General features: G+C 41.0%; 22 protein-coding genes. 12 read left to right on the top strand and 10 right to left on the bottom strand.

Features of this window, described 5'->3' with window-relative positions:
• Positions 1–72: 72 nt before the first annotated feature.
• From pta to HT734_RS05360, 4 genes are read right to left on the bottom strand one after another with little or no spacing between them, the layout of a single operon-like run.
• Entirely contained in the window at positions 73–1,047 is a 975-nt protein-coding gene (gene pta / locus HT734_RS05345; RefSeq protein ID WP_173278576.1) for a phosphate acetyltransferase, read from the bottom strand.
• A 43-nt stretch (positions 1,048–1,090) separates the two neighbouring features.
• Positions 1,091–1,987 (bottom strand): RluA family pseudouridine synthase, encoded by an 897-nt coding sequence (locus tag HT734_RS05350; RefSeq protein WP_049521139.1) that lies wholly within the window; start codon positions 1,985–1,987, stop codon positions 1,091–1,093.
• Positions 1,984–2,802 (bottom strand): NAD kinase, encoded by an 819-nt coding sequence (locus HT734_RS05355; protein WP_000799055.1) that lies wholly within the window; start codon positions 2,800–2,802, stop codon positions 1,984–1,986. Before HT734_RS05355 ends, HT734_RS05350 begins: the two co-directional genes overlap by 4 nt.
• The gene (locus tag HT734_RS05360) at positions 2,786–3,457 is read right to left on the bottom strand and encodes a GTP pyrophosphokinase family protein (protein WP_000171685.1); all 672 of its coding nucleotides are present in this window, start codon (positions 3,455–3,457) and stop codon (positions 2,786–2,788) included. The genes HT734_RS05355 and HT734_RS05360 overlap by 17 nt, the downstream gene beginning before the upstream one ends.
• Positions 3,458–3,584: 127 nt before the next feature.
• Between HT734_RS05360 and HT734_RS05365 the strand changes: the two genes are divergently transcribed.
• The 7 genes from HT734_RS05365 to HT734_RS05395 all read left to right on the top strand — a co-directional run bounded on the left by HT734_RS05365 (position 3,585) and on the right by HT734_RS05395 (position 8,357).
• On the top strand, positions 3,585–4,154 hold the full coding sequence (locus HT734_RS05365; protein WP_173278574.1) for a CYTH domain-containing protein: 570 nt from the start codon (positions 3,585–3,587) through the stop codon (positions 4,152–4,154).
• Positions 4,155–4,266: 112 nt separating this feature from the next.
• A complete protein-coding gene (locus HT734_RS05370; protein ID WP_001283819.1) occupies positions 4,267–5,226 on the top strand; it encodes a ribose-phosphate diphosphokinase in 960 nt (319 codons plus the stop codon).
• A gap of 9 nt (positions 5,227–5,235) precedes the next feature.
• Positions 5,236–6,351 (top strand): cysteine desulfurase family protein, encoded by a 1,116-nt coding sequence (locus HT734_RS05375; protein ID WP_061759712.1) that lies wholly within the window; start codon positions 5,236–5,238, stop codon positions 6,349–6,351.
• A 4-nt stretch (positions 6,352–6,355) separates the two neighbouring features.
• A complete protein-coding gene (locus HT734_RS05380; RefSeq protein ID WP_000863540.1) occupies positions 6,356–6,703 on the top strand; it encodes a DUF1831 domain-containing protein in 348 nt (115 codons plus the stop codon).
• A 7-nt stretch (positions 6,704–6,710) separates the two neighbouring features.
• Positions 6,711–6,926, top strand: coding sequence for a DUF4649 family protein (locus tag HT734_RS05385; protein ID WP_061759713.1), 216 nt, complete (start codon positions 6,711–6,713; stop codon positions 6,924–6,926).
• A gap of 82 nt (positions 6,927–7,008) precedes the next feature.
• Complete coding sequence (locus tag HT734_RS05390; protein ID WP_061759714.1) at positions 7,009–7,650, top strand: redox-sensing transcriptional repressor Rex; 642 nt, start codon at positions 7,009–7,011, stop codon at positions 7,648–7,650.
• A 17-nt stretch (positions 7,651–7,667) separates the two neighbouring features.
• Positions 7,668–8,357 (top strand): gamma-glutamyl-gamma-aminobutyrate hydrolase family protein, encoded by a 690-nt coding sequence (locus HT734_RS05395; RefSeq protein WP_061759715.1) that lies wholly within the window; start codon positions 7,668–7,670, stop codon positions 8,355–8,357.
• Here HT734_RS05395 and radC read toward each other — a convergent pair.
• The 3 genes from radC to HT734_RS05410 all read right to left on the bottom strand — a co-directional run bounded on the left by radC (position 8,354) and on the right by HT734_RS05410 (position 13,305).
• Positions 8,354–9,034 (bottom strand): DNA repair protein RadC, encoded by a 681-nt coding sequence (gene radC, locus HT734_RS05400; RefSeq protein WP_173278572.1) that lies wholly within the window; start codon positions 9,032–9,034, stop codon positions 8,354–8,356. The two genes, HT734_RS05395 and radC, sit on opposite strands and share 4 nt — an antisense overlap.
• Positions 9,035–9,076: 42 nt before the next feature.
• The gene (gene pcrA / locus HT734_RS05405; RefSeq protein ID WP_173278570.1) at positions 9,077–11,368 is read right to left on the bottom strand and encodes a DNA helicase PcrA; all 2,292 of its coding nucleotides are present in this window, start codon (positions 11,366–11,368) and stop codon (positions 9,077–9,079) included.
• Between the two features lie 266 nt (positions 11,369–11,634).
• A complete protein-coding gene (locus HT734_RS05410; protein ID WP_173278568.1) occupies positions 11,635–13,305 on the bottom strand; it encodes a formate--tetrahydrofolate ligase in 1,671 nt (556 codons plus the stop codon).
• A 229-nt stretch (positions 13,306–13,534) separates the two neighbouring features.
• Between HT734_RS05410 and coaB the strand changes: the two genes are divergently transcribed.
• From coaB to HT734_RS05435, 5 genes are all read left to right on the top strand, one after another.
• Positions 13,535–14,224, top strand: a complete 690-nt coding sequence (gene coaB / locus HT734_RS05415; RefSeq protein WP_061759719.1) for a phosphopantothenate--cysteine ligase — start codon at positions 13,535–13,537, stop codon at positions 14,222–14,224.
• A gap of 12 nt (positions 14,225–14,236) precedes the next feature.
• A complete protein-coding gene (gene coaC / locus HT734_RS05420) occupies positions 14,237–14,788 on the top strand; it encodes a phosphopantothenoylcysteine decarboxylase (protein WP_061759720.1) in 552 nt (183 codons plus the stop codon).
• Positions 14,772–15,335 (top strand): ECF transporter S component, encoded by a 564-nt coding sequence (locus HT734_RS05425; protein WP_173278566.1) that lies wholly within the window; start codon positions 14,772–14,774, stop codon positions 15,333–15,335. The genes coaC and HT734_RS05425 overlap by 17 nt, the downstream gene beginning before the upstream one ends.
• A 290-nt stretch (positions 15,336–15,625) precedes the next feature.
• Positions 15,626–16,153, top strand: coding sequence for an ECF transporter S component (locus HT734_RS05430; RefSeq protein WP_061759721.1), 528 nt, complete (start codon positions 15,626–15,628; stop codon positions 16,151–16,153).
• Positions 16,154–16,164: 11 nt separating this feature from the next.
• Positions 16,165–16,680: a transcription repressor NadR gene (locus HT734_RS05435; protein WP_061759722.1), complete on the top strand. Its 516-nt coding sequence runs from the start codon at positions 16,165–16,167 to the stop codon at positions 16,678–16,680.
• On the opposite strand, the gene HT734_RS05440 is transcribed toward HT734_RS05435, so the two are convergent.
• From HT734_RS05440 to HT734_RS05450, 3 genes are all read right to left on the bottom strand, one after another.
• Entirely contained in the window at positions 16,677–17,144 is a 468-nt protein-coding gene (locus tag HT734_RS05440) for an 8-oxo-dGTP diphosphatase (RefSeq protein WP_061759723.1), read from the bottom strand. The two genes, HT734_RS05435 and HT734_RS05440, sit on opposite strands and share 4 nt — an antisense overlap.
• A gap of 22 nt (positions 17,145–17,166) precedes the next feature.
• On the bottom strand, positions 17,167–19,155 hold the full coding sequence (uvrB, locus tag HT734_RS05445) for an excinuclease ABC subunit UvrB (RefSeq protein ID WP_173278564.1): 1,989 nt from the start codon (positions 19,153–19,155) through the stop codon (positions 17,167–17,169).
• A 76-nt stretch (positions 19,156–19,231) separates the two neighbouring features.
• Positions 19,232–20,185: a CPBP family intramembrane glutamic endopeptidase gene (locus tag HT734_RS05450; protein WP_173278562.1), complete on the bottom strand. Its 954-nt coding sequence runs from the start codon at positions 20,183–20,185 to the stop codon at positions 19,232–19,234.
• Positions 20,186–20,229: the final 44 nt, after the last annotated feature.

Genomic DNA, 20,229 nt, shown 5'->3' on the forward strand with positions numbered 1-20,229 from the left:
TTTGGGATCAGTACACACTTGATACTATGCGTTTTTTGATTATAAATACGAATTATTTAGTACAACTTCTCTTTATTGATGAACTGCTTGAGCTGCTGTGATAAGGGTCAACTTGTACACATCATCAGCATTACATCCACGAGAGAGGTCGTTAACTGGCTTGTTCAAACCTTGCAAAACAGGTCCTACAGCCGCAAAGCCACCAAGACGTTCAGCCATCTTGTAGCCAATATTTCCTGCTTCGATACCTGGGAAGATGAAAACATTTGCTTGACCAGCTACCGTACTTCCAGGAGCTTTCAGAGCTGCAGTTTCTGGAACAAAGGCTGCATCAAATTGCAACTCACCATCGATTTCAAGGTCAGGACGCAAGTCGTGAGCAATTTTAGTTGCTTCTACAACCTTATCGACGCTCTCACCAAATCCTGAACCTTTAGTAGAATAACTTAGCATAGCAATTTTAGGCTCGATGCCAAACATCTTAGCTGTGATTGCTGAGTTGATGGCAATTTCAGCCAAGGCTTCTGCATCAGGATTGATATTGATAGCACAGTCTCCAAATAGGTAACGTTCCGTACCACGAACCATGAGGAAGGCACCTGAAGTACGAGTCACATTTGGGCGAGTTTTGATGATTTGTAGGGCTGGGCGAACTGTTGAAGCTGTTGAGTGAATAGCTCCAGATACCATTCCGTCAACCAATCCCAAGTATACCAACATAACGCCAAAATAGTTGACATCTTCAATCAAAACCTTGCGTGCATCTTCTTCAGACATTTTGCCCTTACGACGCTCTACCAAGGCAGCAACCATTTCTTCAAATTGAGGATAGTGTTGAGGGTCAATGACTTCGTAACCATCTTCAATTCCTTCGATTTCAAGATAAATTTTAATTTTTTCAGGATTCCCAAGCAAAACAGGAATCACTTCTGTTTCTTTTACCAGGCGTTTAGTCGCTTGAAGAATACGTGGTTCTTCCCCTTCAGGGAGAACGATACGAGCATTTTTACCAACTAGGTTGGCTTTGAGACTTTCAAAAACTTCCATGAGTTTTCTCCTTTAAGATAATAATTATACTCTGAAACAGTTTTTATAGAGTATTAGTTGATAACTGGGTAATAAGGTTACTGAAATCATCCGGCAAAGGACTTTCTAACTGCAAGTCCTGTTCTAAAAATGGATGATAAAAAGATAGGTAATGGCAATGCAGGGCCTGACGTTGAATGCCGTCGTCCAGACTACCTCCGTACAAATCATCTCCCAACAAAGGAAAACCAATATGAGAAAAATGGACTCGAATTTGGTGGGTTCGTCCAGTGTGCAAACGAATATCTACCAGGTGAATATTTCCATAAGAAGCTACAATCTTGTAGGATGTATGGGCATACTTTCCACCTTTAGCCACCCGTCTGGTGATAATAGAGTCTTCATCACGCGCAATAGGAGCAATAATTTCCCCCTCTGGCTCCAAGTATCCATCACCTTTAACCAAAGCAAAGTAGCGTTTCTCGATAGACTTTTTCTGCAACTGCTTGTCTAATCGTGCATGGGCATAGCCGTGTTTTGCAAAGAGCATCAAGCCAGAAGTATCTCTATCAAGTCTGGTCACAATGTGAACCTGCTGATTTTCATAATTTTGCTTGACGTAGTAACCCTTGATAAAATTGGCAATGGTATTGGAGTGATTAACACTAGGAATAGAGGCTACTCCATAGGGTTTGTTCAAGACTAGAAAATGGTCATCCTCATAGAGAATATCCAGTGGACGCTCGATAGCTTCTAGAGTTTCAAAGCCTTCCTCAGCGGGAATATCGATGATAACTCGGTCTCCAATATCCAATAGATACGTCGCATTTTGTGGTTGGTCATTGACCAGAATAGCTCCGCCTCGAAACTTAATCTTAGCCAGCAGCCCCTTAGAAACCTCGTGTTTTTTCAAGAAGGTCTTAACCTTGACATGTTCATCTGCGATAAATTCAAACCTCATTCATCCACCTCGCCAATAAAAGCATCCTTAACACGATTCCAGAAACTGGTGTGGCTAGGTGATGCGACAAAGTGAATCTTATGATGGTCGATTTGATACTCAATACGCTCAATATTTCGGAAGGAATAAACGCTATTGTCAACCGAAATAGTATGATAATCGTTTCTCGTTGGAATAAGTTCAATCTTATCCTTCTTAGGAACAATAATGGAAGAGCCCAGCGTTCGATAGACACGATTATTAAGGCTGGCAATTTCCGTTAATTGCAAAGCTTCAATGGTAGAGTGTAAAACAGCTCCGCCAAGTGACTTGTTATAGGCTGTACTACCAGTCGGTGTCGAAACTGTTAGTCCATCTCCACGAAAACGTTCAAAGTGGACACCGTTAATCACAACATCCGCCACCATGGTTCGATCAGATCTGCGGATGCTGGCTTCATTTAGTGCTCTAAAAATCTTCACTTCACCATTTTCAAGAAAGATCTTCACATTTAGAACAGGGTAAGAGACTCTTGCTCCTGTATCTAGCTGCAAATTAGTTACTAGCTTGTCCAACTCAAAATCACGATAGTCCGTATAGAAGCCCAAATGTCCCGTATGAACACCGATAAAGCGTACCTTGTCAAGCTGATTTTCGTACTTATGAAAGGCCGACAAGAGCATGCCATCCCCACCAATGGAAATAACGATATCTGGATTGGTATCATTGAGTATAAACTGATTTCTCTTCAAACGATCTCGCAATTCATACAAAACCCTTTGACTCTGTGGTTTTCTATTAGCTATCAGGTCAATTCGTTTACCTGTATTCTTCATCTGTATCGTCACTGTTTCCTACACCATCATTTAATTTTCTGCTCAAAGGATCAAAAAGTGCCTGAGCTTCTTGAATGTCATCACGAATTTTACCCATTTCTTCATCTAGCTGATGGGCAATCTTAGATGTAATTTCCAGTCGCTTCTTAATCTCCTCTGGGAAATCCCCTTGGTACTTGTAGTTGAGAGAATGTTCTATTGTTGCCCAGAAATTCATAGCCAAGGTACGAATTTGAATTTCTGCCAAAATAGTCTTGGCTCCATTGATAGTATCAACCGTATATTCTACTACCACATGATAGGAACGGTAGCCTGAAGCCTTTCGATGAGTAATGTAATCTCGCTCCTGTATGATCCGCATATCCTGACGCTTGCGCAAAATAGCCACAACTTCTTGGACATCATCTACAAACTGGACCATCACACGCAAACCAGCAATATCCTGTAAATCGTGTTCCAAGGTCGCATAAGTAATGCCTCGACGGGCCATTTTTTCTTTTATACTCTCAATTGGCTTGACTCGACCAGTCACAAACTCAATCGGAGAATGCTTATTTTGCTTGCGATATTGCTTACGAATACCACGTAGTTTAATTTTTAACTCACCAACAGCTTGAATGTAAGGATCTAGAAATTCTTCCCATTCTAAGGTCATATATTCTCCCTTGTTCTCATATTATCCTTCAAAAATATCTTTGATTTTTTCTCCAGATTTATATACAATAAATACAAAGCTATTATAACATAAATCCGCTTTCAACGATAAAGAAAAGGTAAGAAAAATGAAACATTTAGAAATTGAATTGAAAACACTCTTGAAAAAAGATGAATACAATCGTCTAAAAGACCAGTTCACTGGTGTCACTCCTATTCTTCAAAAAAATTACTACATCGACACGCCTGATTTTGAACTACGAGAAAAGAAAGTCGCTATGCGTATTCGAACCTTTGAAGACTGGGCGGAATTGACACTCAAAGTCCCGCAAAGTGTTGGAAACATGGAATACAATCAAAAATTGCAGCTAAAAGATGCTGAAGATTATCTGAGTAAGGAAGAACTTCCTCAGGGGCTGGTTCTTGATGAATTGGCTAAACACGGTATACAAAACAAGAAATGGCATGTCCTTGGTTGTCTAACAACGCTTCGCTATGAAATGAAAACAGCTATTGGCCTCATGGCACTGGATGAGAGTCAGTACTTTGATATGACAGATTACGAATTAGAGCTTGAAGTGGAAGATCATGGGCAAGGCAAACAGGATTTCCAACAATTTTTAGAGAAAAATCAGATTTCCTACCAAAAAGCTCCCTCAAAATTAGTTCGATTTGTCAAAAGCATGAAAAATAGCTGAAATAATCTCCATTTTTTGGTAAAATAGAAGAGATAAAAATACACGAATCCCAGTTCATATATGCAAAACATATATAACTAGGATTTATGAAGTTTACAGAGGACGGTCTATAATGTCAGATAGAAAAAATATGAAACTTTTCGCACTCAACTCTAACCAAGAGATTGCACAAAAAATTGCTCAAGCTGTTGGTGTCCCACTTGGAAAACTGTCATCACGTCAATTTTCAGACGGAGAAATCCAAGTGAATATCGAAGAAAGTGTCCGTGGTTATGATGTTTACATCATCCAATCAACAAGTTTCCCTGTTAACAACCACCTAATGGAATTACTAATCATGGTCGATGCTTGTGTGCGTGCAAGTGCCCACAGTATCAACGTTGTCCTTCCATATTTTGGCTATGCACGTCAAGACCGCATTGCTTCACCACGTGAGCCACTTACAGCTAAACTAGTTGCCAATATGCTGGTTAAAGCTGGTGTTGACCGTATCCTTACTCTTGATTTGCATGCTGTTCAGGTTCAAGGCTTCTTTGATATCCCTGTCGATAACCTCTTCACAGTTCCCCTATTTGCAAAACATTACTGCGATAAGGGACTACTTGGGTCAGATGTTGTTGTCGTCAGTCCTAAAAATTCAGGTGTCAAACGCGCTCGTAGCTTGGCTGAGTATCTTGATGCTCCTATCGCCATTATCGATTATCCTCAAGACGATGCAACTCGCAACGAAGGTTATATCATTGGTGATGTTGAAGGTAAAAAAGCCATCTTGATTGATGATATTTTAAATACTGGACGTACCTTCTCTGAAGCTGCTAAAATCGTTGAACGTGAAGGGGCTACAGAAATTTATGCTGTTTCTAGCCACGGTCTCTTCGTCGAAGGAGCTGCTGAACTTCTTGACAATACTAGTATTAAAGAAATTCTTGTGACTGATTCAGTAGCAACGAAAGAAAAAACTCCTAAAAACGTATGCTACATCACTGCTAGTGAGTTAATTGGTGACGCTATAGTACGTATCCACGAAAGAAAACCAGTCAGCCCACTCTTTGCTTACAACAAAAAGAAATAAGGTGATTCTTTGATTTATTTGGACAATGCTGCAACGACTCCTATGTCAGCAGTTGCTATTTCAGCTATGACCAAGGTTTTACAAGAAACCCATGGCAATCCATCTAGTATCCATGGGCATGGTCGTCAAGCTGGCAAGCTTTTGCGAGAAGCCCGCCAGGAACTATCCCAGTTATTGGGAACAAAACCTCAACATATCTTTTTCACTTCTGGTGGGACTGAGGGCAACAATACTGCTATCATTGGCTACTGCCTTCGTCACCAAGAACGAGGAAAACATATTATCACAACTGCCATCGAGCACCATGCTGTCCTTGAAACGATTGATTACTTGGTTCAGCACTTTGGTTTTGAAGCAAACATTATCCAGCCAGAAAATCAAGAAATCACCGCCCAGCAAATTCAAGAGGCCTTACGTGACGATACGATTTTGGTTTCTACCATGTTTGCCAATAATGAGACTGGAAACCTACTGCCTATTGCTGAAATTGGCCAAATACTTAAGCAACACCCTGCTGCCTATCATGTCGATGCAGTTCAGGCTATTGGAAAAATCCCTATTCATCCAGAAGAATTGGGCATTGATTTTCTCACTGCTTCTGCCCATAAATTTCATGGTCCTAAGGGAATCGGGTTTTTCTACGCTTCTAGAATGGACTTTGATTCCTATCTACATGGCGGAGACCAAGAACAGAAAAAACGTGCAGGGACTGAAAATCTAGCTGCTATCGTAGGCATGGTTGCAGCCCTAAAAGAAGACCTAGAAAAACAAGAAGAACATTTTCAACATGTACAAAATCTAGAAACTGCCTTTCTTGCGGAGCTTGAGGGAGTTCAGTATTACCTGAATAGAGGACAACACCATCTTCCTTATGTTCTCAATATTGGATTTCCTGGTCAGAAAAATGATCTCTTACTCCTTCGTCTAGATTTAGCTGGAATTTCAATCTCTACTGGCTCAGCCTGTACCGCAGGCATTGTTCAATCGAGCCATGTTCTTGAAGCTATGTACGGAGCAAATTCAGAACGCTTGAAGGAATCCGTTCGTATCAGTTTGTCGCCACAAAATACTGTTGAAGACCTACAAACCCTCGCAAAAACCTTAAAAGAAATTATCGGAGGTTAGCCATATGGCATTTGAAAAAACCATTCAGTTAAAAAATTGTCGTTACGACTACACTCTTAGCCCTTCTGTTAAAAAGTTTACCCTCAAGGACAATACTTTTTTTGAGACAAAGGTTGGTAACTATGAACTGACTCGCTTACTTGAAAAAGTTCCAAACAGCGGTGAAGGCTTCCAACTCAAAATCATTATCAATAAAGAGCTAACAGGGGCTAAAATCAATATCACTGACAAGTTTGGTCTCCGTCTGGTTGATATTTTCAAATCAGAAGACCACCACATTCATCAGGAAAAATTCTATTTCCTCATGGATAGTTTGGTAGAACGTGGTGTCTTTACAAAATCTGAAAGATAGGTCCTATATGTTTAAACTGACCTATAAAGACAGCTATCATGTAGAGCGTACTCTCAAGTATGAAGATTATGAGGCTCTCATGCTGGCTTTGTCAGGATGTGTGACCCTACCAGATACACTTTATGTGACTTCTTTGACTTTTGAGGGACAGGAAGTTTACCAAGGACTAGTCGGAGACCTCTACCGTTTTCTATCACATGCAGATTTTTTACATCAAAACTAAGATTTTTCTTAGTTTTTTCTTATTTTTGTTGATTTTTTCACAATGTTTCTATAAAATAGAAGAATAGAAAGGTTGTGATTTTGTGAAAGATAAACAGTCCGCTATTCCAAAAGCTACAGCAAAAAGACTCTCTCTCTACTATCGAATTTTTAAGAGATTTCATGCAGAAAAGATTGAACGTGCCAACTCTAAACAAATTGCAGAGGCCATCGGTATTGATTCAGCGACCGTACGTCGTGATTTTTCCTATTTTGGTGAACTTGGTCGTCGTGGTTTTGGCTATGATGTCAAAAAACTGATGACATTTTTTGCCGATTTGCTCAATGATAACTCTATTACCAATGTCATGCTGGTTGGTATTGGAAATATGGGGCATGCCCTGCTACACTACCGTTTCCACGAGCGTAACAAGATGAAAATCATCATGGCCTTTGACCTAGATGACCATCCTGAAGTCGGTACGCAAACTCCTGATGGAATTCCTATTTACGGGATTTCTCAAATCAAAGAAAAAATCAAGAATGCTGATGTTAAGACTGCTATCCTGACCGTTCCCAGCGTTAAGTCACAAGAGGTCGCTAATCTCTTGGTTGATGCTGGCGTGAAAGGAATTCTCAGTTTTTCACCAGTTCATCTTCATTTACCAAAAGACGTGGTCGTTCAATATGTCGATTTGACAAGTGAACTCCAAACCCTCCTCTACTTCATGCGAAAAGAGGATTAGAAAGCGAAAATCATTTTATGAAAAAACCAGTTATTGGGATTACAGGAAACGAAAAAACTCATCCAGATGATGACATCATGATGAGCTACGTAGCAAAAGGCTTTGTTGAAAGCGTTAAAGACGCTGGAGGGATTCCCATCATCCTACCGATTGGTGATCAAGAAATGGCCTGCCACTATATCAGTATGATTGACAAGCTCATCTTAACAGGTGGGCAAAATGTTGATCCAAAATTCTATGGTGAACCAAAAACTATTGATAGCGATGACTACCACCTTCAAAGAGATATCTTCGAACTGGCCCTCATCAAGGAAGCTATTAAACAGAAAAAGCCAATTTTTTCTGTCTGCCGTGGAACACAACTCTTTAACGTTGCCATGGGTGGAACTTTGTATCAAGATATCGAAGACCACTGGCAGGATTCTTCTGCTGAGTACACAACCCAACGCTTGGTGACAGAACCAAACACTGTTCTTCGAGAAATCTATGGAGAAATCTCTCATATCAACTCCTTCCACCACCAGAGTATCAAAGATTTAGCACCAAATTTAAAGATTGCGGCTCATGATCCTAAAGATGGTATCATTGAAGCTGTCATAAGTACGGATGATGTTGCCTTTCTCGGTGTCCAATGGCACCCAGAATTTCTATTTGAAAATCGTCCCAAGGATAAAAACCTCTTTGACTATGTCGTCAATGAACTTTAGATTAAATCTGTCTTTTCACGATAACTGAAGTAATTAGAATGTGAGACAATCAAATGGTCCAAGAGGACAATACCCATCAGGTCGCAGGCTTCTTTGACAAGTTTAGTGACATGATCATCATTACGACTAGGGGCTACTGCTCCTGAAGGATGATTGTGGACCAAGATGAGAGAGGTTGCCATATGCTTGATAGCATAGTGAAGAATCTCACGTGGTTCAGCAATACTACGAGTAGCTGAGCCGATAAAAATGGTCTGTTGATGGATGATTTGATTTTGAGTATTGAGATAGAGCGCCACCAGGTGCTCTTGTTTTTTATGTCCCAACTCCTGTTGCATCTTCTTGGCTAACTTTTGACTGCTGAGAATACTTTCCATCTCAAGGGTCTCGTGTTTGTGGATACGATGCCCCAGTTCAATCATAGCTTGCAATTCTATAGCCTTAACTCGCCCGATGCCAGACAGACTCTGCAATTCCTGCAGGGTCATTTTTTTCAAATCCGTTAGGCTTGAAAGATTGCTCAAAACTTTCTGGGCAATTTCAAAAACGCTAGTCTGGCGTGTTCCAGTTCTGAGTAAAATAGCTAGCAACTCTTGATTACTGAGCGCTTCTACTCCTTCCTTGGCCAGTCTTTCTCTTGGTAATAGTGAATCTTCTTGGAATGAAATACTGTACATAAAAATCCTCCTCACTTTATTATTCGTGAGAAGGATGAAAAATTAGATTTTTTTCTCAATTGGGGCTACACTAGCTAAAAGTTTTTTCAGGCCAACCTCTGGGAAATTGATTTTCAACTCCTGCGTAGCACCGCTACCTGAAACTTCCAGAACAGTTCCCTCTCCCCATTTCTTGTGGAGGGCAATGTCACCAATGGACCAATTTGTCTCACTAGACGCTGATTTTGTGCCAGCTGTAAATTGACCAAATGGGAGACCGCTTGACTGGATAGATTTTGGGGCTGCACTTCGTTTACGGTCTTGAAGTGCTTGCGCAAGACTCATACCTTGACCGAAAGCAAGACCACCACTGCTATATGACGCTTTAAAACTTGTATTTGCTGGACGGGCTAGGCCTTGATACTCAAGTAAGTCTGAGCTAATTTCGTTAATAAAACGAGTCGGACGGTTATAGTTGGTACGACCAAAAAGCAGGCGTGAGTTGGCATTGGTCAGATAGAGAATTTTCTCTGCACGCGTAATTCCTACATAGGCCAGACGGCGTTCTTCTTCCAATTCATCTGGATCCTCGGCTGCACGACTAAGTGGAAAGACATTTTCTTCCATCCCAATCAAAAAGACAACTGGAAACTCAAGACCTTTGGCAGCATGCAGGGTCATCAGGGTCACTTCTGATGTCTCCTGACTACCTGAATCTGTGTCTGCAATTAAGGCCAAATCATTTAAGAAACGACTCAGTTTATCCAGACCAGTTTCCTCTTCTGACACATCAGAAGTGTCATCAAAGTTTTTCGTCACAGAAAGGAACTCTTCGATATTTTCAACCCGAGCCTTACTTTCCAGAGTTGCTTGGGCATTAAGAATATCGACGTAACCTGTTTTGTCTAGAACTGCTTCAACCAACTCAGTAATGCTTAAGTGGTCCAGTTGCTCCCGCAAATCCAGAATCATATTGGCAAAATCCCAGATAGACTGGGCTGCTTTTCCTTTGATGCCAGACAACATGATGTTTGCTGAAGCATCTAACATAGACACATTTTGCATATTTGCAAAATCACGAATTTTCTCAACAGTGCCTGGCCCAATTCCACGCTTCGGTTCGTTGATAATGCGCTCAAAACTGATATTGTCACTCAAATTGGCAATAAGATTGAGGTAAGCGATAATATCTCGGATTTCCTTACGGCTGTAGAACTTGGTTCCACCAACCATTGTATAAGGAATATTTGATTTGAGCAAGGCTTCCTCAATAGTACGGGACTGCGCATTAGTACGGTAAAGAACTGCAAAATCCTTGTGAAGGAAGTTTTGACTGCGACCAAGGTCATCAATGGTTTTGGCTACAAATACAGCCTCATCTAGCTCATCATTGGCACGATAATAAACGATTTGTTCCCCATCAGCGTTTTGAGTCCAGAGATTCTTAGGACGGCGGTTTTTATTGTTTTTAATGACCTCGTTGGCCGCTTGAAGAATGGTTTTAGTTGAGCGATAATTCTCCTCCAACAAAACAACCTTGGCTTGGGGATAATCTTTCTCAAAATCCAAAATATTCTGCATATCAGCACCACGCCAACCATAGATAGACTGGTCAGCATCCCCAACCACACAGATATTTTTAAAACGTGAAGCCAAGAGTTTGACCAGTTGGTACTGGGCACGGTTAGTATCTTGGTACTCATCAACATGGATGTACTGAAACTTCTGCTGATAGTAGGTCAAGACATCAGGGTTTTGATCAAAGAGACGTAAGGTCAGCATAATCAAATCATCAAAGTCAACTGACTCCGACTGACGCAGTTCTTTTTGGTAAGCAGTGTAACACTGGGACACGATTTGCGTATACATATCGCCAGCTTGGGCAGCATAAGCTACATCATCAATCAGGTCATTCTTGGCATTGGAAATGGTCCCTAAGATGCTTCGTTCATTCCATTTTTTAGGATCCAAGTTCAACTGCTTGAGAATACGTTTCATGAGCGTTCGCTGTTCACCAGGATCCACAATCGTAAAATTACGGTTATAGCCAATATGGTCCGCATCCCGACGCAAAATACGAACACACATGGAGTGGAAGGTCGCAATCAGACAGTCCTGAGTGGCTGGATTGAGGCTATAAGCACGCTCCTTCATCTCACGCGCAGCCTTATTTGTAAAGGTAATGGCCAAGATATTCCAAGGATTGACCATCTTTTCATCAATCAAATAAGCAATACGGTGGGTCAAAACTCGAGTCTTCCCAGAGCCAGCCCCTGCCATGATCAACAAGGGCCCTTCTGTCGTTTGCACCGCCTCAGCCTGACGGTCATTCATTCCATTTAATAATGCGTTCATCTTCTCTTCCTTACTCTTGAAGTCAATATTTCTATTATATCAGAATTCAGGGAAAATATCTTTACCTAGACTGGTTACGTGTAGAAGACAACTCCTTATATCTAGATAAAAAATGAGCTTGGATATTATTTCCAAACTCATTTATTACTCAATGAAAATCGAAGTGCAAACTAGGAAGCTAGCCGCAGGCTGTACTTGAGTACGGCAAGGTGAAGCTGACGTGGTTTGAAGAGATTTTCGAAGAGTATAAAGTCAATTACAATATACTAGAACAAACCTAGAACGGTTCCATCGCTTTCAACATCCATGTTGAGGGCTGCTGGTCGTTTGGGAAGCCCCGGCATAGTCATAACATCACCAGTTAGAGCGACTATGAAGCCTGCACCTAATTTTGGTACTAATTCACGAATGGTAATTTCAAAGTTTTCAGGTGCTCCAAGTGCATTTGGATTGTCAGAGAAACTGTACTGAGTTTTAGCCATACAGATTGGCAATTTATCCCATCCGTTTTGAACGATTTGCGCGATTTGTGTTTGCGCTTTCTTCTCAAAGTTCACTTTGCTACCACGGTAGATTTCAGTAACAATCTTTTCAATCTTTTCTTGGACAGAAAGGTCATTATCATACAAACGTTTGTAGTTAGCTGGATTTTCAGAGATAGTCTTAACAACCGTTTCAGCAAGAGCTACTCCACCTTCCGCACCATCAGCCCAGACACTAGCCAACTCAACTGGTACATCGATTGAGGCACAAAGTTCTTTCAAGGCTGCAATTTCAGCTTCTGTATCAGAAACAAATTCATTGATTGCTACAACTGCAGGTACTCCAAATTTACGGATATTTTCAACGTGACGTTTCAAGTTAGCAAAACCTGCACGAACCGCCTCCACATTTTCCTCTGCAAGAGCGTCTTTAGCCACACCACCATTCATCTTAAGGGCACGAAGGGTTGCAACAATAACTACAGCATCTGGCGAAGTTGGCAAGTTTGGTGTCTTGATATCAAGGAATTTCTCAGCACCAAGGTCTGCACCGAAACCAGCTTCAGTAACTGTGTAATCAGCCAAGTGAAGGGCTGTGCTTGTTGCCAAGACTGAATTACATCCATGAGCAATATTGGCAAATGGACCACCGTGTACAAAGGCAGGTGTACCGTAAATTGTCTGAACCAGGTTCGGTTTAATAGCATCCTTCAAAATCAAAGCCAAGGCACCTTCAACCTGCAAATCACCTACAGAAACAGGTGTACGGTCATAGCGATAACCAATTACGATATTGGCCAAACGGCGTTTCAAGTCCTCGATGTCTGTTGCCAAGCAAAGAATTGCCATGATTTCGGAAGCAACGGTAATATCAAAGCCATCCTCACGTGGAATACCGTTTAGAGGACCACCAAGTCCAACGGTCACATGGCGAAGAGCACGGTCGTTCAAGTCAACGACACGTTTCCAGAGGATACGACGTTGGTCAATTCCCAGCTCATTGCCTTGGTGCAAGTGGTTGTCAATCAAGGCAGAAAGGGCGTTGTTGGCAGTTGTAATGGCATGCATATCGCCAGTAAAGTGGAGATTGATGTCCTCCATTGGTAGAACTTGAGCGTAACCACCTCCTGCAGCACCACCCTTAATTCCCATGACTGGACCAAGAGATGGTTCGCGGATAGCAATCATGGTTTTCTTGCCAATCTTGTTCAAGGCATCCGCAAGACCAATGGTAATAGTTGATTTTCCTTCACCTGCAGGTGTTGGGTTGATGGCAGTAACCAAAATCAATTTCCCAACTGGATTGCTCTCAACTGCACGAATTTTATCAAAGCTGAGCTTAGCCTTGTATTTTCCATACAACTCCAAATCGTCGTAAGAAATACCAAGTTTCTCTACAACATCAACAATTGGCTTCAACTCAATACTCTGTGCGATTTCAATATCTGTTTTCATTCAAAACTCCTCTAACCTCTTATATGATAATTCATTATAACACAAAACAAGATTTTTAACATCCCAAAACTCTCTAAACGTTCGTAAATATCCCTGTTTTTAAGGTTTTTAGAGCCCTTTCTTAAATTTTATATGGCTTTATAGTTTGAAACTATAGTAAATCTCCGTTTTTACCAAAAATTTATCGCTTTCATTTTACTTACCGTTTATTTTTGTGTACAATAGTGCTATGAAAATTTTAGTTACATCGGGCGGTACCAGTGAAGCTATCGATAGCGTCCGCTCTATCACTAACCATTCTACAGGTCGCTTGGGGAAAATCATCACAAAAACCTTGCTTGATGCAGGGCATGAAGTTTGTTTAATTACGACAAAACGAGCTCTGAAGCCAGAAGCCCATCCCAACCTAAGTATTCTAGAAATTACCAATACCAAGGACCTTCTACTGGAAATGCAAGAACGGGTTGCAGATTATCAGGTTTTGATTCACTCAATGGCGGTGTCCGACTACACTCCTGTTTATATGACAGGGCTTGAGGAAGTTCAGGCTAGCTCCAATCTAGAAGAGTTTTTAAGCAAGCAAAATCATCAGGCTAAGATTTCTTCAACTGATGAGGTTCAGGTTTTGTTCCTGAAAAAAACACCCAAAATCATATCTCTAGTCAAGGAATGGAATCCTACTATTCATCTGATTGGTTTTAAACTACTGGTTGATGTCTCTGAAGATTATCTCATCGAGATTGCCCGAAAAAGTCTTATCAAGAATCAAGCGGACTTAATCATTGCTAATGACCTGACTCAAATCTCAGCAGGTCAGCACCGAGCTATCTTCGTTGAGAAAGATCAGCTTCAAACAGCCCAGACTAAAGAAGAAATTGCAAAACTCCTCCTTGAAAAAATTCAAACCTATCATTCATAAGAAAGGAAAGCTATGGCACATATTCTCTTGGCTGTAACAGGGTCAATCGCCTCTTACAAGTCGGCAGATTTAGTCAGTTCTCTAAAAAAACAAGGTCATCAAGTCACGGTTTTAATGACTCGGGCCGCTACAGAGTTTATCCAACCTTTGACACTACAGGTCTTATCACAGAATCCTGTCCACCTTGATGTCATGAAGGAACCCTATCCTAATCAGATTAATCATATCGAACTTGGAAAAAAGGCAGATTTATTTATCGTAGCCCCTGCAACAGCTAACACAATTGCAAAGCTAGCCCACGGCTATGCTGACAACATGGTAACCAGCATAGCTTTAGCCTTGCCCAAAAATATTCCTAAACTAATAGCTCCTGCTATGAATACAAAAATGTATGACCATCCGGCAACTCAGACTAATCTGAAAACATTAGAAACATATGGCTATCAGCTGATTGCTCCCAGAGAATCCCTACTAGCTTGCGGAGACCATGGAAGGGGAGCCTTAGCTGACCTCACAATTATTTTAGAAAGAATAGAGGAAACTCTCGATGAAAAAACGCTCTAATATTGCACCCATTGCTATCTTTTTTGCAACCATGCTCGTGATACACTTTCTGAGCTCGCTTATCTTTAACCTTTTTCCATTTCCAATCAAACCGACCATCGTTCATATTCCTGTCATTATTGCCAGCATTATTTACGGTCCACGAGTTGGGGTTACACTTGGATTTTTGATGGGTCTACTTAGCTTGACAGTTAATACGATTACGATTCTACCAACAAGCTACCTCTTCTCTCCTTTCGTACCAAATGGGAACATCTACTCAGCTATCATTGCCATCGTCCCACGTATTTTGATTGGTTTGACTCCGTACCTAGTTTATAAACTGATGAAAAATAAAACTGGTCTTATTTTAGCTGGTGCCCTTGGTTCACTTACCAACACAGTCTTTGTACTCGGTGGAATTTTCTACCTTTTTAGAAATGTCTTTGATGGTAATATCCAAAAACTCTTAGCAACCGTTATCTCAACAAACTCCATTGCAGAATTAGTCATTTCCGCAGTTCTAACCCTAGCTATTGTTCCAAGACTACAAACTTTGAAGAAATAAAAACAATCTCTGCTTTCAAGCTTGAAGGTGGAGATTTTGTTTGAGGTAGTTTCTTTTTAGTGAACTCTTTACCAATATTTATACTCAATGAAAATCAAAAAGCAAACTAGGAATCTGGCCACAGGTTGCTCAAAACACAGTTTTGAGGTTGCAGACGGAAGCTGACGTGGTTTGAAGAGGTTTTCGAAGAGTATTAACTTAAAAATGACCTATAAACCTAAGTAAATCCTTGCTTTATTGTCTATTTTATTGTACTATACTAGTGTATATACAGTTAAAAGGAGATTCTTATGAATACACGGAAAAAGACACAATTTATGACAATGACTGCCCTCTTAACGGCTATTGCGATTTTGATTCCAATTGTTATGCCTTTTAAAATTGTCATTCCACCTGCTTCTTACACTTTGGGGAGCCACATCGCTATTTTTATCGCTATGTTCTTGTCGCCCTTGATGGCAATTTTTGTCATCCTAGCCTCAAGTTTTGGATTTTTGATGGCTGGCTATCCCATGGTTATCGTTTTTCGAGCTTTTTCACATATATTTTTTGGAACTTTAGGAGCTCTTTACCTACAAAAATTCCCCGATACCCTAGATAAACCAAAATCTTCCTGGATTTTCAACTTTGTTTTAGCTGTCGTTCATGCCCTTGCTGAAGTATTAGCCTGTATCGTTTTTTACGCAACTTCTGGTACTAATGTAGAAAATATGTTTTATGTTCTCTTTGTGCTAGTTGGATTTGGCACAATTATCCATAGTATGGTAGACTATACATTAGCACTAGCTGTCTATAAAGTGCTTCGAAAACGCCGTTAAAAGGAAGAAATATGACAAAAGATCGCAAACAAGCCCTGCTCCAACTCTTGAAAGAAGCTCCTAAAGCTCTCAACGGCCAAAGTTTAGCTGAACATTTTCATGTTACACGCCAGATCATTGTACAGGACATTGCAATTTTAAGAGCCGATGGCGCTCCTATCCTATCCACTAATCGTGGCTACATCTATAAACAGATTGATACCAATCCTTATGTCCATAAACTTTTCAAGGTGAAACATGAGGTTGAAGAAATAGGTCAAGAACTCCTTGCTATCGTTGATAATGGTGGACGTGTTCAAAATACCTTGATTGACCATCCCGTTTATGGAGAAATTGAAACCTTGCTGAAACTGTCTTGTCGTAGAGATGTGCAACATTTTCTAGAACAAGTCGAGCATTCTGACTTTAGACCTCTATCTGAATTGACAGATGGCATCCATTACCACCTAGTCGAAGCCGAAACACAACAAGACCTCCACTATATCGAGGAGGCCTTAGATCAGCTCGGCTATTTAGTAAAAGATTAAAAAATTTCTTTCTCCCAGCCATCTTCTGTACGGTGTCGGTAGAAAAACTCTGACTTATCAGGAGCTCCCATCATCTCCATCAATGGTAACATATCATAGGCCAGATCCAAGTTTGGAATCTGGTCTTTTTGCACCCAAGAAACTTCTCCCTCTTCTGAAGATTGAAGAGTTCCAGTAAACTCAGTCGCCTTATAACAAAAGACGATATAGCGCCCACCTGTATCCAGAGGCCAATTTTTAATGCCGACAAGTTGAGGATTTTGAATGGTTAACCCTGTTTCTTCATAGATTTCACGAATGACAGACTCCGCAAAAGCCTCACCATTTTCAACATGACCTCCAGGAAAGGCATAACCAGACCAGCGATTGGTTTCAGGAGAGCGATACTGCATAACCACGCGCTGAGTTTCGAGGTCTTCAATCAGACAAATATTTGTTAAAATCGTTAATTGGGAACGGGACATATTTTCTCCTTTAGATAATATTCTAATCCAACGCCTTGACTTCCAGTATCATATCACGAATCTGAGCTGCTAGTTCAAAGTCAAGCACTTCGACGGCTTCTTGCATTTGTTTCTCTAGTTTCTTGACAAGTTCTTTGCGCTCTTGTTTATTGAGGCTATTGATATCTACTTCCTTGTCTTCTTCCTTGGCAACAGTCTTAGTTACGGCAATCAAGTCACGGATTTCTTTCTTGATTGTTTGTGGTACGATACCATGCTCTTCATTATAAGCCATCTGGATTTTCCGACGGCGAGCAGTTTCATCAATGGCACGTTGCATAGACTGAGTCAAAGTGTCCGCATACATAATGACATGGCCTTCGCTGTTACGGGCGGCACGTCCAATGGTCTGGATGAGGCCACGTTCGTTACGAAGGAAACCTTCCTTGTCAGCATCGAGAATGGCAACCAAGCTAACCTCAGGAACATCAATCCCTTCACGGAGCAGGTTAATTCCGACCAAGACATCAAAGACACCCAAGCGCAAGTCACGGATAATCTCTGTCCGCTCTAAAGTCTTGATATCCGAGTGCATGTACTTAACCTTAATGCCCATTTCCTTGAAGTAGTCGGTTAAGTCCTCTGCCATCTTCTTGGTTAAGGTTGTGATAAAGGTACGCTCATTCTTCTCAACACGGGCATTAATTTCACCTAAGAGGTCATCAATCTGTCCCATAGTCGGACGGACTTCCACCTCAGGATCCAAGAGTCCTGTTGGACGAATGATTTGCTCAATCACTGTCTCGGTCTGTTCATTTTCATAGTCACCAGGTGTCGCTGAAACGTAAACAATCTGATGCACATGGCTTTCAAACTCTTCACGACGTAAAGGTCGATTGTCCAAAGCTGATGGCAAACGGAAACCATAATTAACCAGCATTTCCTTACGCGAACGGTCTCCATTGTACATGCCCTTGATTTGCCCCATGGTCATGTGACTTTCATCAATCATGATCAAGAAATCATCTGGAAAGAAATCTAAGAGCGTATAAGGAGGCTCTCCTTCGCTACGTCCATCCATATGGCGTGAATAGTTTTCAACCCCGTTGGTATAGCCCATCTCACGCAGCATTTCAATATCATACTCTGTTCGCTGTTTCAAACGTTGAGCTTCTAGCAATTTGCCTTCCTTTTCAAAGACAGCTAGTTGCTCTTCTAATTCGCCCTGAATTTTAGCAATGGCAACTTCCATGTGATCATCATTGGTCACAAAGTGAGTCGCAGGGAAAATCGCCAAATGATCCACTTCTCCTAATACCTGACCAGTCAGAGCCTCAACTTCACGGATACGGTCAATTTCGTCTCCAAAAAATTCTACTCGAAAGGCATGCTCATCACGGGAAGCTGGGAAAATCTCCACCACATCCCCACGAACACGAAATCTTCCCCGTTGGAAATCAATATCATTGCGTTCAAACTGAATATCGACCAAATCATTCAAAAGTTTATCACGAGAAATCTCTAAGCCTGGACGCAGACTCACGACACTATCAGCGTATTCCTTGGGCGAACCCAAACCATAGATACAAGAGACTGAAGCCACGACAATAACATCATTGCGCTCTAAAAGGGCTGAAGTTGCTGAGTGTCGGAGCTTATCAATCTCGTCATTGACAGAACTATCCTTCTCAATATAGGTATCACTGGAAGGAACATAGGCCTCAGGCTGGTAATAATCATAGTAAGATACGAAATACTCAACAGCATTTTCAGGGAAAAATTCCTTAAACTCCCCATAGAGCTGGCCTGCCAGAGTCTTATTGTGGGCAATGACCAGAGTTGGTTTATTGACTTTGGAAATGACCTGACTCATGGTATAGGTCTTCCCTGTTCCGGTCGCCCCCATCAGAATCTGAGCTTTTTCTCCACTCTCGATATTATCAACCAACTGTTCGATAGCTTGGGGTTGATCTCCTGATGGTTGATATTTTGATACTAGTTTAAATTGATTATCTGTAATACGATTGATCATAAGAATCCTCTCTCCATGTGCTATTCCTATTTTAGCATACTTGTAGAATTTTCACGAAAAAAAGGACGAACCGAAGTCACATCCTTTCATTTTCTTTCTTTAATTGATAGGCGAGATAGACAATCATCAGTAGCAAGACCAGACTTGTCATGACAGAACCTTCAATCCCAAAAGAACCACCTGATATCCAGGCTTGATTGCCTTGTGGTAAAAAGGTCATCAAAGACGTTCCTGACGGTTGACCACTAACTAAAATCCCAAATAAATTTCCCTGAGCAAAATTCCAAGCACCATGAATACCTGCAACACCCCAAACAGTATCTGTTTTGAGAAGGTAAAGAGACATAGCAACTCCGAATAGGAAGAGATTCACTAGAGATAGAGGGGTTAGACCAGAATTGCCCATATGAAGTAGGGTGAAGAATATGCTAGATATGACAACAGCAAGTTTTAAATTGGTTCTTGAGGCCAATTGAGGTAGGAGCCAAGTACGGGCCACCACTTCTTCTGTTGTCCCCTGTAAAATCCAAAATGGAATGGTAAAAATGACAAAGACAAGCGAGTAAGGATTCAAGTGAATAGACTCAAAACGATATTGCCCTAATGCTACTAAACCTAACAAGGTCAGAAGAAAAAGTGCCAAACCTAGACCAAAGCCTTTAAGAAGATTGCTGAAGAAATTCTCTCTATAAAATCCCAAGGTTCGAATAGGCCTTTTCTCAATTTTTCTAGTCCATCTGAATACAGTGTTGAGAACAAAACCAAAGGACAGCAATTCTAAAATTAAACGAAAGTCACTTGTTTTATCCGTCAAGCTCACCAGCAAGTTTTGGAAGTAGCTTGCAAGATTTTGACCAGCCTCTCCAAAATTTCTAGCAAGGCCGACGAGAGCTAACAAGCTAATACCATACAAAGTATATGCAACAAACTCTCCTATAAAGACAAAAACAAAGGCTAACAAGGGGCTTGTGTAGAGGTTTAACCGCATTTGAGAAGCTTGGAAGTCTTTAAAAATTCTTTTGTTCTTCATATCTCCGTCCTCTTTTCTTCTATTATTACTATTATTATAGCACT

Source organism: Streptococcus sp. k-90, from assembly GCF_013277565.1.
In the GTDB taxonomy this organism is placed as follows: Bacteria; Bacillota; Bacilli; order Lactobacillales; family Streptococcaceae; genus Streptococcus.

Bases quoted from the DNA above. Each gene is read 5' to 3' on its own strand.
- HT734_RS05360 (WP_000171685.1), bottom strand. From the start codon at position 3,457: ATGACCTTAGAATGGGAAGAATTTCTAGATCCTTACATTCAAGCTGTT.
- HT734_RS05440 (WP_061759723.1), bottom strand. From the start codon at position 17,144: ATGTCCCGTTCCCAATTAACGATTTTAACAAATATTTGTCTGATTGAA.
- radC (WP_173278572.1), bottom strand. From the start codon at position 9,034: ATGTACAGTATTTCATTCCAAGAAGATTCACTATTACCAAGAGAAAGA.
- HT734_RS05370 (WP_001283819.1), top strand. From the start codon at position 4,267: ATGTCAGATAGAAAAAATATGAAACTTTTCGCACTCAACTCTAACCAA.
- HT734_RS05435 (WP_061759722.1), top strand. From the start codon at position 16,165: ATGACAAAAGATCGCAAACAAGCCCTGCTCCAACTCTTGAAAGAAGCT.
- HT734_RS05425 (WP_173278566.1), top strand. From the start codon at position 14,772: ATGAAAAAACGCTCTAATATTGCACCCATTGCTATCTTTTTTGCAACC.
- coaC (WP_061759720.1), top strand. From the start codon at position 14,237: ATGGCACATATTCTCTTGGCTGTAACAGGGTCAATCGCCTCTTACAAG.
- pta (WP_173278576.1), bottom strand. From the start codon at position 1,047: ATGGAAGTTTTTGAAAGTCTCAAAGCCAACCTAGTTGGTAAAAATGCT.
- HT734_RS05365 (WP_173278574.1), top strand. From the start codon at position 3,585: ATGAAACATTTAGAAATTGAATTGAAAACACTCTTGAAAAAAGATGAA.
- HT734_RS05350 (WP_049521139.1), bottom strand. From the start codon at position 1,987: ATGAGGTTTGAATTTATCGCAGATGAACATGTCAAGGTTAAGACCTTC.
- HT734_RS05355 (WP_000799055.1), bottom strand. From the start codon at position 2,802: ATGAAGAATACAGGTAAACGAATTGACCTGATAGCTAATAGAAAACCA.
- HT734_RS05450 (WP_173278562.1), bottom strand. From the start codon at position 20,185: ATGAAGAACAAAAGAATTTTTAAAGACTTCCAAGCTTCTCAAATGCGG.
- pcrA (WP_173278570.1), bottom strand. From the start codon at position 11,368: ATGAACGCATTATTAAATGGAATGAATGACCGTCAGGCTGAGGCGGTG.
- HT734_RS05385 (WP_061759713.1), top strand. From the start codon at position 6,711: ATGTTTAAACTGACCTATAAAGACAGCTATCATGTAGAGCGTACTCTC.
- HT734_RS05430 (WP_061759721.1), top strand. From the start codon at position 15,626: ATGAATACACGGAAAAAGACACAATTTATGACAATGACTGCCCTCTTA.
- uvrB (WP_173278564.1), bottom strand. From the start codon at position 19,155: ATGATCAATCGTATTACAGATAATCAATTTAAACTAGTATCAAAATAT.
- HT734_RS05380 (WP_000863540.1), top strand. From the start codon at position 6,356: ATGGCATTTGAAAAAACCATTCAGTTAAAAAATTGTCGTTACGACTAC.
- coaB (WP_061759719.1), top strand. From the start codon at position 13,535: ATGAAAATTTTAGTTACATCGGGCGGTACCAGTGAAGCTATCGATAGC.
- HT734_RS05395 (WP_061759715.1), top strand. From the start codon at position 7,668: ATGAAAAAACCAGTTATTGGGATTACAGGAAACGAAAAAACTCATCCA.
- HT734_RS05410 (WP_173278568.1), bottom strand. From the start codon at position 13,305: ATGAAAACAGATATTGAAATCGCACAGAGTATTGAGTTGAAGCCAATT.